The sequence below is a fragment of the Mucilaginibacter aquariorum genome (assembly GCF_024498135.1).
Classification (GTDB): Bacteria; Bacteroidota; Bacteroidia; order Sphingobacteriales; family Sphingobacteriaceae; genus Mucilaginibacter; species Mucilaginibacter aquariorum.
This window is the reverse complement of record NZ_JANHOH010000009.1, coordinates 155228-171262: the sequence shown is the minus strand read 5'-3', so window position 1 is coordinate 171262 and position 16035 is coordinate 155228. Positions and strand designations below refer to the sequence as shown.

General features: G+C 43.6%; 15 protein-coding genes. 9 read left to right on the top strand and 6 right to left on the bottom strand.

Going from position 1 to position 16035, the window contains the following annotated elements; genetic code table 11:
* Position 1: 1 nt before the first annotated feature.
* The 5 genes from NPE20_RS22540 to NPE20_RS27055 all read right to left on the bottom strand — a co-directional run bounded on the left by NPE20_RS22540 (position 2) and on the right by NPE20_RS27055 (position 4756).
* Positions 2-877 (bottom strand): alpha/beta hydrolase, encoded by an 876-nt coding sequence (locus NPE20_RS22540; protein ID WP_256540974.1) that lies wholly within the window; start codon positions 875-877, stop codon positions 2-4.
* Between the two features lie 13 nt (positions 878-890).
* Positions 891-1889: an MBL fold metallo-hydrolase gene (locus NPE20_RS22535; RefSeq protein ID WP_256540973.1), complete on the bottom strand. Its 999-nt coding sequence runs from the start codon at positions 1887-1889 to the stop codon at positions 891-893.
* A 77-nt stretch (positions 1890-1966) separates the two neighbouring features.
* Entirely contained in the window at positions 1967-2797 is an 831-nt protein-coding gene (locus tag NPE20_RS22530) for an alpha/beta hydrolase (RefSeq protein ID WP_256540972.1), read from the bottom strand.
* A gap of 113 nt (positions 2798-2910) precedes the next feature.
* Entirely contained in the window at positions 2911-4437 is a 1527-nt protein-coding gene (locus tag NPE20_RS22525) for a bifunctional GNAT family N-acetyltransferase/carbon-nitrogen hydrolase family protein (RefSeq protein ID WP_256540971.1), read from the bottom strand.
* 118 nt (positions 4438-4555) lie between these two features.
* Positions 4556-4756 carry a DoxX-related protein gene (locus NPE20_RS27055; RefSeq protein ID WP_494337230.1) on the bottom strand — a complete coding sequence of 67 codons (201 nt, stop codon included), beginning with the start codon at positions 4754-4756 and terminating at the stop codon, positions 4556-4558.
* A gap of 336 nt (positions 4757-5092) precedes the next feature.
* On the opposite strand from NPE20_RS27055, the gene hemA reads away from it, so the two are divergent.
* The 9 genes from hemA (at position 5093) to NPE20_RS22475 (ending at position 14508) form a co-directional block, all read left to right on the top strand.
* Entirely contained in the window at positions 5093-6319 is a 1227-nt protein-coding gene (gene hemA, locus NPE20_RS22515) for a glutamyl-tRNA reductase (protein ID WP_256540969.1), read from the top strand.
* A gap of 170 nt (positions 6320-6489) precedes the next feature.
* Positions 6490-8064 carry a hydroxymethylbilane synthase gene (gene hemC, locus NPE20_RS22510; RefSeq protein ID WP_256540968.1) on the top strand — a complete coding sequence of 525 codons (1575 nt, stop codon included), beginning with the start codon at positions 6490-6492 and terminating at the stop codon, positions 8062-8064.
* A gap of 100 nt (positions 8065-8164) precedes the next feature.
* Positions 8165-9136: a porphobilinogen synthase gene (gene hemB, locus NPE20_RS22505; RefSeq protein WP_256540967.1), complete on the top strand. Its 972-nt coding sequence runs from the start codon at positions 8165-8167 to the stop codon at positions 9134-9136.
* A 117-nt stretch (positions 9137-9253) separates the two neighbouring features.
* Positions 9254-10561 (top strand): glutamate-1-semialdehyde 2,1-aminomutase, encoded by a 1308-nt coding sequence (gene hemL, locus NPE20_RS22500; protein ID WP_256540966.1) that lies wholly within the window; start codon positions 9254-9256, stop codon positions 10559-10561.
* 78 nt (positions 10562-10639) lie between these two features.
* A complete protein-coding gene (locus NPE20_RS22495; protein WP_256540965.1) occupies positions 10640-11515 on the top strand; it encodes a sensor histidine kinase in 876 nt (291 codons plus the stop codon).
* Between the two features lie 13 nt (positions 11516-11528).
* Complete coding sequence (locus tag NPE20_RS22490; RefSeq protein ID WP_256540964.1) at positions 11529-12236, top strand: response regulator transcription factor; 708 nt, start codon at positions 11529-11531, stop codon at positions 12234-12236.
* Positions 12237-12239: 3 nt separating this feature from the next.
* The gene (locus NPE20_RS22485) at positions 12240-12764 is read left to right on the top strand and encodes a tetratricopeptide repeat protein (protein WP_256540963.1); all 525 of its coding nucleotides are present in this window, start codon (positions 12240-12242) and stop codon (positions 12762-12764) included.
* Positions 12765-12854: 90 nt separating this feature from the next.
* Positions 12855-13880 carry a uroporphyrinogen decarboxylase gene (hemE, locus tag NPE20_RS22480; RefSeq protein ID WP_256540962.1) on the top strand — a complete coding sequence of 342 codons (1026 nt, stop codon included), beginning with the start codon at positions 12855-12857 and terminating at the stop codon, positions 13878-13880.
* Between the two features lie 94 nt (positions 13881-13974).
* Positions 13975-14508: a CopD family protein gene (locus NPE20_RS22475; RefSeq protein ID WP_256540961.1), complete on the top strand. Its 534-nt coding sequence runs from the start codon at positions 13975-13977 to the stop codon at positions 14506-14508.
* Positions 14509-14680: 172 nt separating this feature from the next.
* On the opposite strand, the gene NPE20_RS22470 is transcribed toward NPE20_RS22475, so the two are convergent.
* Entirely contained in the window at positions 14681-15955 is a 1275-nt protein-coding gene (locus NPE20_RS22470) for a metal-dependent hydrolase family protein (protein WP_256540960.1), read from the bottom strand.
* Positions 15956-16035: the final 80 nt, after the last annotated feature.

Below are 16035 nucleotides of genomic sequence, written 5' to 3'. Positions count from 1 at the left end.
GTTAATGCAGAACCTTCTTACGCTCTGGCTGCAATATATTACTATCCGTTAGCCAATCAGCTAAACGTTGTGGCCAGTTATTGATAGATACAAGCTTGCGATTGGTGCCCATATTAAAGGCATGGTCGCCCCTGGCATACATATGCATCTCTACCGGTACTTTTGCTTCGCGATATCGCTGTAGTAATTGTATCAGGGGTAAGGAGCAACAGGCATCGTCATTAGCTGCCACCAAAAATGCCGGCGGGGCATCTGTCGGGATAGTTTCCGGCACATAACCCGGACCCGGGTAAACCTGTACAATAAAATTTGGTTTGGCATTGGTGCGATCTATCGGGTCGGCGGCTTTTGGGTCACCTTTCCATCCGCTAAAGGCAACCATATCTACCACCTCGCCACCTGCCGAAAACCCCATCATACCTATCCGGTTGGTATCAATAGCAAACTCCGCTGCATGGTTGCGAACCCAGCGCATGGCACGGTAAGCATCTTGCTTTGGATGGATATCAACTTTATAAGGCGACGGGGTATCCCTGCCTAAACGGTACTTTAATATAAAAACGGTTACACCTAAACTATTATAAAACTTAGCAGGCGCTACACCTTCAGCATTAAAAACCAATAAGCGGTGCCCGCCACCGGGGCAAATAACCACCGCACTGCCATTGGCTTTATCAGCAGGAGGGCGATAAACGGTTAGGGATGGGTTATGAATATTTTTTACCCAGTAATCTTTTGCCTGCTCTGGCTCATTCCGGCGATCTTCAAATCCCGGTGCGCCTTTTGGCCACAGGGAGATAACGGTTTGTGCCTGTAATACCGATGAACATAACATCAGCATAAACAAAACTTGAAAAAATGATACCGGGTTTTTCATTATGCAATTTAAGTTATTTACTCATAAAACGTTTCCACCATTCAGAATTATATGGGCCGTTCATTTCGGTTGGTTTACCCGGTTCGGGCATAAATAGTTTGATATTTTTTTCTTTTGCAAATTTCACCAGCTTTTCCGCGGGTTCGAACCAGGCATGGGGCGCCAGGCTAAATGTGCCCCAGTGTAATGGCATCATAATATCGCCCTTAAGGGCAATGTGGGCGTTTGTGGCATTATCAGGCCCCATATGTATATCTGGCCAGTATTTGCCATAAGCGCCAATTTCCAACATGGTTAAATCAAACGGACCATAAGCCTCGCCAATTTCTGCAAAGCCCGGAAACCAGCCCGAATCGGCACCGAAAAATATATTATGCTGAGGGCCTTTTATTACAAATGCCGCCCAAAGTGTTTCATTCCGATTGGTAATGCCACGACCCGAAAAATGCCTTGAAGGTGTTGCTGTGATATTGCAGTTACCTATCATTACACTATCGCCCCAGTCAACCTCGTGCATGTAATTTTTAAGGATGCCCCATTCTTCCAGGTAATTGCATACACCCATAGGGGTAATAAAAGGGATTGGCTTACCCGCGAAAAATTTGATGGTGGCTTTATCCAGATGGTCATAGTGGTCATGCGATACGATAACGGCGTCCAGCTCCGGCAGATCTTCTAACGCGATGGGTGGCTGGAAAAACCTTTTTGGGCCAAATGATTGAGAAAAGGAAACACGCTGGCTCCAAACCGGGTCGGTTAAAATACGGATGCCATCAATTTCAATCAGCAAGCTGGAATGGCCAACCCAGGTTATACGCAAGCCATTTGATGGGGGCGTTTGGTAAATTGAGGTATCGGTTTTAAAAGGGCCTAAAGTAATCTTTGGGATATTCTCGGCCTTGTTATTCATGTATTCCCTTAAAATAGGGATCATTTTTCCAAAACCAGCCTCTTCAGTAGGTATGGGGTTTAGAAATTTTCGTCCTTTCTTTTTTGCTCCGGATAAACTCATAAACAATTATAAAGCTTGTATCTCTATTTTTGTTATAACGATGGTAAAGATTGCTTACAGATGGCTTGCAACGATCCCTACTTCTTAAAAAAACCTATAGCGGCATCGCAAAAGGCCAAAAGCTGTGCCGGCAAATTGGGCAATTGGTAAGGATGGCTTGCGTTAAAGGTATGATCGGCACCCGGTATAACCAAAAAGCCGGCATTAGGCTGTGCCGCATGTAATTGCTCGGCATGGCTTAGGGGCACACTGGTATCGGCATCGCCATGTATAATAAGCCAGGGTTGTTTTATTTCGGATGCTTTAAGCGGGATATCTAACCTTACCGAGTTAAGATCCAGATCGAGCAGCAGCGATGATTTATACGGCATGTTTTGCCCGGTACGCGAATTTTTCAGATACATTACACCCTGCAGGCGCCATTGTTTTTCGGCTTCTTTAGGCCAAAGGTTATGAAAATTAGATATAGCCGCCATTGTAACCAATTTTTTAATGCGCTTATCCTCAGCTGTTTTTACTATGCCGATACCACCACCCAAGCTATGGCCTATCAGGTAAACGCTGTTTACCCGGGGGATAGCCGATCCGCCGCAGGCAAAATCAATAACTAATTGAAGATCTTCCAACTCGAAAGAAAAGGTATTGTCGCTGAAGGCGATCAGGTCGGCAAATTCGGTGGGATTGTCTGCCGTGGTACCGTTGTGCGAAAAGTTAAACTTTAGAAAGCGGAAGCCATTTTCGGCAAAGTGCTGTGCAACCAGGTTATGCGCGCCCCAATCTTTAAACCCACGAATGCCATGGGCGAAGATCACCAGCGGTGCATAAGGGTGTAAGGTGTCGTAGGTAATATCGGCTGTCATGCCACGGCCTTTTGCACCGGGGATGGTATAGTGTTGCTTAACGATCATGTGATACAAAAATACTAATGTATCATTTAGTTTTGGCTAAAGCCGGAATTGAATTGTTTTGTTCCGTCAGAAATTGAATCATTGCCGCCGGCTTTAGCCGACGGTTGAATATGCTATACTTTCTTCCCATTAAATGTAATACCATACAAATCGGTTCGGCGGTCTTTTAAGTTTTGTACACTGCCGTATTCATGTAATTCACCCAATGTAGAAAGGTCTACATCGGCAATCACTATCATTTCGCTGTTTGGCGTAGCTTCAGACTGGATGCCGTTTGTAGGAAACCCAAAATCTGAAGGGGTAAACACCGCCGATTGCGCATACGAAATGTCCATGTTATTCACATTAGGCAGGTTGCCCACACAACCGGCAATAGCCACATAACATTCATTCTCGACAGCACGGGCCTGGGCACAAAACTTAACCCGGTTATAGCCATTCTGTGTATCAGTTAGGAAGGGTACAAACAAGATCTGCATATCCTGACTGGCTAAAATGCGAGATAGCTCCGGAAACTCTACGTCATAACAGATCAGGATGCCTATTCTGCCGGCATCGGTTTCAAAAACCTTTAGGTCGTTACCACCACGCATCCCCCACGAATTGATCTCGGAAGGGGTAGGGTGTATTTTTACGCTTTCCTCCATACTCCCATTGCGCCTGAACAGGTACGATACATTGTATAACGAATCATCTTTTATTACAGGCATACTGCCCGATATAATATTTACATTGTATGATACAGCCAACTTAGTAAATGCCTCGGTAATAGGCTCGGTATATTTAGCCAGTTCACGCATAGCCTTAGCCGCGTCCATATGGTTATACTCGGCCATTAACGGTGTATTGAACAACTCGGGGAATAAAACAAAATCCGATTGGTAATCGCTAACGGCATCCACAAAATATTCGGCATGCTTCATTAACTCGCTAATATTGTTGTATGGCCGCATTTGCCATTGCACCAAACCAATACGCACAACCGTTTTCTGATTTATTACCGAGCTAATTTCTTCGTAATAAACGTTGTTCCATTCTATCAGCGTAGCAAAACCTTTTGAGCGGTTATCCTCGGGAAGGTAATTACGCAGTATTTTACGCACGTGGAAATCATTTGATAGCTGGAACGATAGGGTGGGGTCAAATATCTCTTTATACTTTACCTTATCTATATATTGCTTTGGCGTAAGATCGTTTTGGTATTTTTGATAGTTAGGGATTCGGCCACCGGCGATAATGCTTTTCAGGTTCAGCTTTTCGCATAGTGCTTTTCGGGCGTCATATAAACGCCGGGCCAGGCGTAAGCCCCGGTATTTGGGGTGTACAAATACTTCTATCCCGTATAATACATCGCCCTTATCGTCGTGGGTTTTAAATGTGCCGTTACCGGTAATTTGTTTATAGGTATGGCTGTCGCCAAATTTGCTGTAGTCAACAATAATGGATAAGGCGCAACCTACTACTTCTTCATTCACGGTAACACAAACCTGCCCATCGGGGAAAAGCTTTATCAGTTTTTTTATGGAGTTGGCATCCCAATGATCGTCTTCCATATCCAGGTAGGCCGACTTCATTGATTTTTTAAGTTCCTGATAATCCTGTACTTCCAGTGTGCGTAGTTCTATACTTTGCAGATCCATTTTTCTGTAACCCGCATTTAGCTATAATGTTTGTTTTAGTACATAGTAGTTAGTATCAAGTACCAAGACTTTTAATGATGGATATAAAATCTAACTACCTGATACTTGATACTCAAAGCTACTTCCTATGCCACCAGGCCCACAACATCAGCACCGGCTGCAGAAGCAATCTTATCCATGCGATAGTTGGCGTAACGGTTAAGCTGCCCAATTTAATGGGGGCATCAATTAGCATGATAATATGCACCGGCAGGAAAGCGATCAGCATAAGTATTATGCCATACGAAGCAACCTTACGGGTTTTTGGCCGTATCAACATTAACACGAAAAGGCCCTCAAAAAATCCGGCAATATATTTATTGCAACAGGGAAAGGTAAGTAGGTTGGAATGATGCGATAATAGCTTTGCGGATGCATAAAATGATTAGCACCGGCAACAAGGTAGCTGATCGTTAAAATGGCAAGGCTAATGTTTTTAAAAATTCGCATTTTTAGTTGTTCAATCGATTGATTAAAAGAGAATATCGTAAAAATATGGCTTTTTATTGAAGAAAACGCATTATTTATAATCATTCTAAATGCGCCTGTTTGACATATCCTTGACATTGCATCACCATTGGTGTGTTACTTTTGTTGGGTCAAAATATAAACTGCTTTGAAGTATTTAAAAGTAATTGCTTTTACACATAAACAGATTGAGCTGAAGGAATTGGGACGATTGGTGTTATGCCAGGAAAATCTGACTGAAAAACTTCATGAAGTTAAAGCACGTTTTGGCATAGACGAGATTTTTTATCTTGCTACCTGTAACCGTGTCGAGTTTATTATGTCGACGCCGCAAATAGTTGATAAGGCATTTGCACATCAGTTTCTGGAAACAGTAGGAATGAGCCTGTGCTCGCATTCCACCAATACCTTTGTAGAAGCTGCTGCTATTTATGAAGGCCAGGAAGCAATGAACCACCTGTTACGCACCTCTTGCTCGTTAGAAAGCCTTATAGTTGGCGAGAAAGAAATTTTAGCTCAGCTACGTAAAGCTTATGAAGATTGCAGGGAAGCAGGCTTAACCGGCGATTGTTTACGCGTAGTAATGAACTGTGTTGTAAAAACAGCTAAAGAGGTTTATACGCATACCAATATTTCAAAAAATCCTATCTCGGTTGTATCATTAGCATACCGTAAACTAAAGGATCTGAAGCTGTGCTCAAATGCCCGTGTACTAATCATAGGCGCAGGCGAAACTAACCGCAACATTTCTAAATATCTGCAAAAGCATAAATTCTCTAATTTTTCGGTGTTTAACCGTACGCTTTCCAAAGCACAGCAATTAGCTGCCGATTTAGGTGGCGAAGCTTTTGAGTTAGACGAATTAAAGAACTACAACAAAGGGTTTGATGCCATTATCACCTGTACATCTGCAGTTGAGCCCATTCTTACTCCCGAAATATACACCTCGCTGTTAAACGGCGAAACCGACAAGAAAACTATTGTCGACCTGGCTATCCCTAACGATACCGCCCCTGAAGTGCTTGAACGTTTTGATGTAAACTTTATTGAAGTACACAGCCTTAACGAAATTGCTAAAAAGAACCTGCAGGAACGCTACCAGGAACTGGTACATGCCGAAGCTATAATTGAGCAAAACATTGCTGAATTTTTGGTGATGCTGAAACAGCGTAAGATTGAGCTGGCTATGCGCCAGGTTCCCGAGAAGATCAAAGAGATCCGTAACAACGCCGTGAACACTGTTTTTGCCGAAGAAGTACAAAGCCTTGATAAGGAATCGCGCGAGATACTGGAGAAGGTGATGAACTACATGGAAAAAAAATATATCAGTGTGCCCATGATCATGGCGAAGGATATATTGATCAATAATAATTAAGCTCTCATTTCTTTAACATGCTGCCGCGAGTTTAGCGCAGCGTAACTCGTGGTGTAGCACAAGTTAAGCTTTCAGCTTAACAAATAATAGTCAGCCCACAATCATATCCTTAATTAATACTATATTACTGTGCATAAAAATTTAAATTTGTGCTGTAAAAATTTATCCCTTTGGACAGAACAGTAATAATAGGAACGCGTGGCAGCGAATTAGCTTTATGGCAAGCCAACTTTGTAAAAGATAGCCTGGCCGCAATAAACATTACCGCCGAACTTAAAATTATAAAAACACAGGGCGACCGTATCCTTAACCTTAGCTTTGATAAGCTGGAAGGTAAGGGGTTTTTCACAAAAGAATTAGAAGAAGAATTATTGGCAGGTACTATAGATCTGGCTGTGCATTCGCACAAGGACCTGCCAACAGAAAACCCTCCGGGACTCATTATCGCAGCAGTTTCAGAACGGGAAGACCCGGCTGAACTGTTGTTGATCTTGAAAGACTGTGTTGATGTGCGCCAAAAGCTATCCGTAAAATACGGTGGTATGGTAGGTACATCATCAAACAGGCGCAAGGCACAGCTATTGGCCATACGCCCCGATCTGGAGATAGAAGAACTGCGCGGCAACGTACCCACCCGTATTAATAAACTACGCGACGAAAACTACGACGCCATTATGCTGGCCAAAGCAGGTGTTACTCGTTTGGGGATAGACCTGAGCGAGTTTCATGTAGAAGAATTAACGCCAACTGAATTTATACCCGCACCTGCTCAGGGTGTGCTGGCTATCCAGATCCGCGAAAGCAATACCGATTTGTTTGAAGCTTTACAGGCATTGCACCATCCCGAAGTTGCTGAAGATCTGGCTTTAGAACGTGGCGTGTTAAAAATGTTTGGTGGTGGTTGCCACTTGCCGCTTGGCGTTTATTGCCGCCGGGACGATGGCAAATTTCAGGTGTTTACTTCAAAAGCTGAGGCTGGCGATGAATTCCCCGACAGGTTTTTTATTGAAAGTGATACCCTTGATGGTGTTGCAGATAAAATTGTAGCCCGCTTTGCAAAAGGCCGCAAATTCCCTTCAAAAGTTTTTATATCAAGAGATATCTCGGCCACAAGCTATTTCCGCAAAGCGTTGGAGAAACATAAGATTGAGATAGAAGCGCGCTCACTGATCCGCACTGTGCCGGTCATCACCAAATTTGATTCTTATATCTTAAAAAATATAGACTGGGTGTTTTTTACCAGTAAAAATGCTGTTGAGTACTTTTTCAAATTAGGGCCGCAGTTCCCTAAAAAAATAAAATTTGGGGTGATGGGTAGTGGATCTGAAGATATGCTGCGCCGCAACGGCCACTTTGCCAATTATGTTGGCGAAAGCAATGATACCGCCGAAGTAGCTGAAGATTTTGCTGCATTGGCAAACGGTACAGTAATACTGTTCCCCGGTGCTGATAGCCCAATGAGAAGTATCCAGCAAGGCTTATCTGCCGAAACAAAAATAATAGACCTGCCGGTTTACGAAACCGTACTGGAAGAAGAAGTAGAGCCAAGCGGTGCTGATGTTCTGGTATTTACCAGCCCAAGCAATGTAGAAGCTTACTTTGCCGATAACCTGCTGGAGCCCGGACAAAAGGTGATAGCCATTGGCAAGTCAACCGGTAAAAAATTCGACGAAATGGGTGTTAAATATACCCTGCCTTTCTCGCCCGACGAAGTTGGGCTGGCAGAGGCAGTGTTTGGAATATAGGAAAGTCAATAGTCGATGGTCGATAGTCCATGGACTGATTTTCTAATTATATAATTTATATGACTATGGACTATCGGCCATGGTCTATGGACTCAAAGAAATGTTACAACGACCAAGAAGAAACAGGAAAAGTGAAGTTATCCGCCAGATGGTGCAGGAAACGCATGTTAGCGCGGCTAATTTGATATTCCCGCTATTTATTGTGGATGGCGAAAATCAAAAAACCGAAGTAGCATCTATGCCGGGTATCTTTCGGTACTCTATAGATAATTTGCTGCGCGAGATAGAAAGCTGTATGAAGCTTGGCTTGCACTCGTTCGATCTGTTTCCAAATATCGAAGAATCACTAAAAGATAAATTCGCTACCGAAAGTTACCGTGATGAAAGCCTTTACTTACGCGCCATACGTGCCGTAAAAAAGGAATTCCCGGAAGCCTGTGTAATAACCGACGTAGCTATGGATCCATACAGCAGCGATGGCCATGATGGCGTTGTTGAAAATGGCGAGATACTGAACGACGAAACACTGGAAATATTAGGAAAAATGGCTTTAGCCCATGCCCGTAGCGGTGCCGATATCATTGCCCCATCTGATATGATGGACGGCCGTGTGGGTTATATTAGAAACGTGTTAGATGATAATGGATTTACCAATGTATCTATCATGTCTTACTCGGCAAAATATGCCAGTGCTTTTTATGGCCCGTTTAGGGATGCGTTAAACTCAGCGCCAAAGTTTGGTGATAAAAAAACTTACCAAATGAATCCGGCAAACCAGCGCGAGGCTTTAATTGAAGCTAACCTGGATGAGTTGGAAGGGGCCGACTTCCTGATGGTAAAACCAGCTTTGCCTTACCTGGATGTCATCAAACTAATAAAAGATAATACCGAACTACCGGTTGCAGCTTACAATGTAAGCGGCGAATATGCCATGATAAAAGCCGCCATACAAAACGGCTGGCTAAACGAGCAACGTGCCATTACCGAAGTGCTTACCAGCATCCGCCGGGCAGGCGCCAGCGCGATATTAACCTATCACGCTAAGGAAGTGTTGTTGAATAAGTGGTTGTAAATAGTGATTAATACAACCCGTCATTGCGAGGTACGAAGCAATCTCAGAACTATGCATAGCCGATATGCTTAAAGGGAGATTGCTTCGTACCTCGCAATGATGGATGGAAAATATAAAATGAGTAAACCTGATATAAGCAGAGCAAAATCTGCAGAACTGTACGAAAAAGCGAAAACCTATTTCCCGGGCGGGGTTAACTCACCGGTTAGGGCATTTAAATCTGTTTATGGTACGCCGCTTTTTATCGAAAAAGGCGATGGCAGCCATATTTGGGATGCCGATGGTAACGAGTTTATTGATTTTTGCTGCTCATGGGGCCCGCTTATTTTAGGGCACAATAACGCAGCGGTTCGTAATAAGGTAACCGAAGTAATGCAGAAGGGTATGTCATTCGGCGCGCCTACAGCATTGGAGAATGAACTGGCCGAGCTTATCCTTGGTAACAACAAGTTCATCGAAAAAATACGTTTTGTAAGTTCGGGTACTGAGGCGGTTATGTCGGCCATTAGATTGGCAAGAGGTTATACCAAACGCGATAAAATATTAAAGTTTGAGGGCTGTTATCACGGTCATTCAGATAGTCTTTTAGTTAAGGCAGGTTCTGGATTGGTTACCTTTGGTGAAACCTCGTCTGCGGGCGTACCAAAGGCTTTTGCCGATGAAACGATAGTTGTATCACTGGACGATAAAAAAGCCTTACAAGAGGCCTTTGAAGAGTTTAAGGGGCAAATTGCAGCGGTTATCATAGAACCTGTCCCTGCAAATAATGGCTTACTGTTACAAACACAGGATTATTTAAATTACCTGCGCCAGATCTGTACCGAAAACGGCGCTATGCTCATCTTTGATGAAGTAATCTCGGGTTTCCGAATAGGCTTTGAGGGGGCGGCTGCTTACTACGGCATCCAGCCGGATATTATTACTTACGGCAAAATTATAGGTGGCGGTTTACCGGTTGGCGCTTACGGTGCATCGGCTGAAGTAATGGATCATATATCACCCGTTGGTTCAGTTTACCAGGCGGGTACCTTATCTGGTAACCCGGTTGCTATGGCAGCAGGTATCGCGCAGCTAAGCGAATTGCTGAAACCCGGCTTTTATGACGAGTTGCATGCCAAAACGGCGGGATTTGTAAAAGATATACAAGATTTTGTTGCTGAACGTGGTTATACCTTAAAGGTATTTAGTATCGGCTCTATCTTTTGGTTCGCTTTTACCGATAAGGATAACATAACAACTGCCGAAGAAATAGACCCGGCAAGCATGCTTAAATTTAAAGAAATGCACCGCGAACTGATAAACAGAGGCATTTATTTAGGCCCATCCGGTTACGAAGTTGGCTTTATATCTGCCGCCCACACATCGGCTGACTTAGAAACAACAAAAACAGCTATATTTGATAGTCTGGACATCGTGTTTAAATAATTTTGGCAGTTTCCGGTTAGCAGTTTGCACCATGCATGCTGCCAACTGTAAACTTCCAACTGCAAACTTGAAGTAATTATGAAAAAATCGCTTGTTATATTTTATGCCATCATCATTTACGCCGTTGCGGAACTGGTATGGTGGGGATATATGCTGGTACACTTAAATCCCAGCCGTAAAGGGATGATACTGGGCGAAGGCTCCATGTTTGTAGTGGTATTTTTGGTAGGGGCTTATTTCCTGCATAAATCCATCAATCGCGAGCAAAAGCTACAGGAGCAAAAAAAGAACTTCCTGTTATCGGTAACCCACGAATTAAAATCGCCCCTGGCATCTATAAAAATATTACTGCAAACCATCCAAAAACGTGATCTTACCAAAGCGCAGGTATTAAACTTTATTGATAAATCCCTGTTGGATGTAGAGCGCCTGGACGATATGGTAGAGAATATGCTGCTGGCATCAAAAATTGATAACCGCTCATATACTTTCCCCAAGGCTAAATTTAACATGTCGGTTTTGGTGGATAGCATTGTAAACCGCCTGCAAATAAGCAAGTGCGATTGCAACCAGCAGATTATCAATGCCGAGATTGAGCCCAAAATTGAAATAATAGGTGACAAATTTGCATTAACATCTGTAGTAACCAATTTGGTTGAGAATGCTGTAAAATATTCAAGCCCTTGCGAGACGGTTAATGTGAAGCTTTTTGAAAAAGAAGGTAAAGTTTACTTTCAGGTGGCAGACCATGGCATAGGTATTGCAGATAGTGAGAAGCCCCGCATTTTTGACAAATTTTACCGTGTAGGCAGTGAAGATACACGTAATACAAAAGGGACCGGCTTAGGCTTATACATTGTAAAAGAAGTATTAGATAAACACCAGGCCAGCATAAAAGTTAAAGATAACCGCCCTGCCGGTAGCGTATTTGAAGTAGTATTTGCATTAACCTAAACAATTAGAGACCATGCCTAACAAAAAAAGAATTTTATTAGCCGAAGACGAAGATCATTTGTTAGAGGCCATTAAGTTAAACCTGGAGCTGGAAGGCTACAAAGTTTCAACAGCGAACAACGGTAAAAAAGCCCTTCAGATATTTAAGGAAGAGCGTTTTAACCTGGTGATATTGGATGTGATGATGCCCGAGATTGACGGTTTTGTGGTTGCAGAAACCATAAGGTTAGAAAACTCTGAAGTGCCTATTATGTTCCTTACTGCCAAAAACACCAACGAAGATAAAATATCGGGCCTTAAAAAAGGTGCTGATGATTACCTGACCAAACCTTTTAACCTGGAAGAACTGATACTGCGTGTAAACAACCTGGTAAAACGCAGCCTTAAAGGCGACGACCTGAAAGAGTTTAACAGTTACAAAATTGGTGATAAAACCATCCATTTTAACTCGTTTGAATTGGTTAATGGTGACGGAAGCGTTACCCCGCTTACCAAAAAGGAAACCATGCTGTTGAAACTGTTGATAGAGCGCCGTAACGAAGCTGTATCGCGCGAGCAGATCCTGGAAACTGTTTGGAATTATGATGTGTACCCATCAACCCGTACCATTGATAACTTCATCCTTACCTTCCGTAAGTATTTTGAACCAGATCCTAAAAACCCGGTTTATTTCCATTCAATCCGCGGTGTGGGTTATAAGTTTACAGATAACCAGCACTAATTAATGTTTACAAACAGGGCACGAATATTAGTAACCGGGCTTTTTGTAATACTGCTGGCCGTTATACTTAAACTTAAGGTTTATGAACTGGCAGCGGTATGTGTAATGTTTATTGGGTTTCTGATATGGGGCTATTTTAAACAGGGTACCATTGTATTGGCAGCCAGGGCTTTCCATCAAAAAGATTATGATAAGGCCGAAAACCTGCTGAAACAGGTGCCGAAACCAGAATGGTTAAGCAAAAGGCGGCGCGGATTTTACGAGTTTATATACGGTGGGGTATGCCTGCAGAAACGCGAGTATGCCGAAGCCGAGCAACATTATGAATTAGCCGCCCTGTACCCGCTGCGAAGCGCTAACGACCACGTAGCCGCGCTGGTACATGTGGCAAACATAAACGTACGTAACGGTAACTACGAAAAAGCCAGGGCATACCTGCAGCTTACCGAAAAACATAAAGACAATATAACTGCCAAAATGAAGGATGTTATCCAAAAGGTTGAGCAGGAACTAAAGAAACACAAATAATAGAATCAAGAGGTAAGAATCAAGAATCAAGAAAAACCGACAGGATCGGCTCTTGGCTCTTGATTCTTGTTTCTTGACTCTCAAAGAAACATGAAAGATTCGTTATTTATTAAAGCCGCATTTTCAGAGAAAACAGAACGACCACCCGTATGGATGATGCGCCAGGCAGGCCGTTTTATGCCCGAGTATTGGGAGATCAAGAATAAATATTCTTTCCTGGAGATGTGCAAAACGCCCGAGCTGGCTGCCGATGTTACCATGCTGCCGGTTGATCTGCTGGGTATTGATGCCGCTATTTTATTTTCAGACATACTGGTTACCGGCGAAGCCATGGGTGGCGACCTAAGCTTTACACAAGGCGTAGGCCCCAAGTTTGCCAACCCCGTACGTACACAGGCCGATATTGATAATCTGCAAACCAATGTGGGTGACAAACTACAATACGTGGCCGATGCTATCAAAGTAATTCAGCAACGTTTAAATGGCAGCATCCCTCTGATAGGTTTTGCAGGCGCACCATTTACCGTAATGAGCTATTTGGTAGAGGGCGGCTCATCAAAAGATTTTAAGCTGACCAAACTGATGCTGCATAACCACCCGGAAATGGCGCATCAGCTTTTATCAAAAATTGCTACCGTTACGGCAGATTACCTAAACCTGCAAATTGCAGCCGGTGTTAATGCCGTACAGATTTTTGACAGCTGGGCGCAGGCTTTATCGTGGGATGATTATACCGAGTTTTCGCACCGTTATATTGTTGAGATCATTAGCAAGCTAAACAGGAAGGATATCCCGGTGATATCGTTCTGTAAAGGCAGCTCGGTATTTGCACCGCTAATGGCCGAGGCCAAACCGGATGTAATATCTATCGACTGGAACGTTGACCTGCTGGATATCAAGAACCGGTTACCAAAAAATATCGCCGTACAAGGCAACCTTGACCCGCATATTCTTTATGCCGATAAATCGGTTATTAAAGACCGCATCCACCGTCTGTTCGAACGTATGAGAGGTGAGAACGGATTCATATTCAACCTTGGACACGGCATTATGCCCGATATTCCGTTTGATAATGTGAAGTACGCGGTAGAGGTGATAAAAGAGTTTAAGTACTAAAGGCTGTCACCCTGAGCCTGTCGAAGGGAAGCGCGTAGGCCTTTGCCCGCATGCTTCGACAGGCTCAGCAGGACACCCGTTATAACAGGGGTATATGTACCAATACGTTTTAGCCATACATATCATATTTGTAGTCTGCTGGATGGCAGGGCTATTTTACATTGTGCGCCTGTTTATTTACCACCGCGAAGCACAGGACAAGCCTGAACCTGCCCGTACTATTCTGTCAGAGCAGTTTGAGATCATTGAGAAAAAGCTTTGGTGGATAATAGCTACGCCAAGCATGTATTTTGTGATTGCCGCGGGAGCCACCATGCTGCATCTTAACCCGGGCTTATGGAAAATGCCCTGGCTGCATGTAAAGCTCACTTTTGTAGTAGGCTTAATTGTTTACCACTTCATCTGCCAAAAAATAATGAAGCAAATGGCCGGTGGCGTGTTCAAATGGACATCCATCCAGCTCCGTTTATGGAATGAGCTGGCTACCATTATCCTCTTTGCTATTGTGTTCCTGGTGGTGCTTAAGAGCGCCCTTAACTGGATCTTTGGGGTAATTGGGATAATAGCTTTCAGCCTAATTCTTATGTCGGCGGTTAAGATCTATAAGTATTTTAGGGAGAAGAAATAAAATTCAACTTGTACCCGTTTTTTTGAAAAATAGGACAAAATTTATCGCCCAAAAGCGCCTTTAATTCGTCCTTATTCGTCTTTCATTCGCCCTGTTTTAGGTTATCAAATATCACGATTTGAACATTGAAACGCTTTATCTGATTTATGACATATTGTCAGGATGTTTGAGGCTACTTCTGCAAATAAACCACTCCATCTTTCATTACCAACTTCACCTGTTTTACCGTTTTTATATCCTCAGCAGGGTTACCATCAACAGCAATCATATCGGCTAAATAACCTGCCTTAATATTCCCCAGATTTTTTAATTTAAATACCTCGGCGTTTACGGATGTAGCAGAGCGTAATACATCAATAGGTTTCATACCATACTCCACCATTAATACCATTTCCCGGGCATTATCGCCATGGGCAAATACACCAACATCACCGCCCATACATATGGTAACACCAGCATTTAATGCGTTCCTAAACATGGTACGTTTCGCCTTCACATTTTCCGGGTCAACATCAACACCTTTTTTCCATCCGCGGTAAATATCATTGGCTTCCGTTGCCGCCAGCGTGGGGCATAAAGCGATCCCTTTGGCTTTCATTTGTTTAAATAATTCCGGCGTGCCGCCGTCACCGTGCTCAATGGTGCTGGCCCCCGCCAATATCGCGCGGCGCATGCCTTCTTCAGAACCCGAATGCACAACCACTTGCCTGCCGCGGCTATTAGCCACTGCGACAGCAGCCTTTAGCTCGTCAACCGTAAATGTGGGGGTGGCACCCTCGTCTGTAGCCCAGTAATCGGCGTAAAGTTTCACAACATCGGCCCCATAGCCTATCTGCGAACGCACCACTCTTGATACGCCTTCAACGCCGTCGGCCTCTTCGGCGCCAAGCAGCGGGTGCGATTCGGCAACGTTGCTCTTTGGCCCGTAAGCGCCTGTGGTAACAATGGCGCGCGTAGCTACCAGCATCCTGGGGCCAGGTACAATCCCTTTATTGATAGCCGTTTTTAAACCAACATCGTCATATGCAGCCCCTTCGGTTCCCAGGTCGCGTACTGTGGTAAAGCCGGCCATTAAGGTAGCTTTTGCGTGTTCAACCGCACGGGCCGTACGCTCTGCACGACTTTCGTTCATTACCTGATCGTTCCAACTCGTTTCATTATAGGGGTGCAAAAACAAATGCGAATGGCCTTCTATTAGCCCGGGCATTAAAGTCATGCCTTTTAGTTCTATAACTTTTGCAGATGCGGGTATTTTTATTGATGATGCTTCGCCGGCGGCTTCAATATGTTTATTCTTCACTAAAACATACCAGTTGGTATGCATTTGCTGGCCGTCGAAAACACGATCGGGTTTCAGAAGAACATATCCGGTAGATGAGGTATCCTGCGCGATGCCCTGCAGGCAGGATAAAAAGATACTGATAATTACAAGCTGAATAATTTTCATTATATATAAAGTTAACTTACTTTGACCGATGTAATGTATTCCCGAAATTTAGTTAAAATTATTTTACACCCCATGCAACC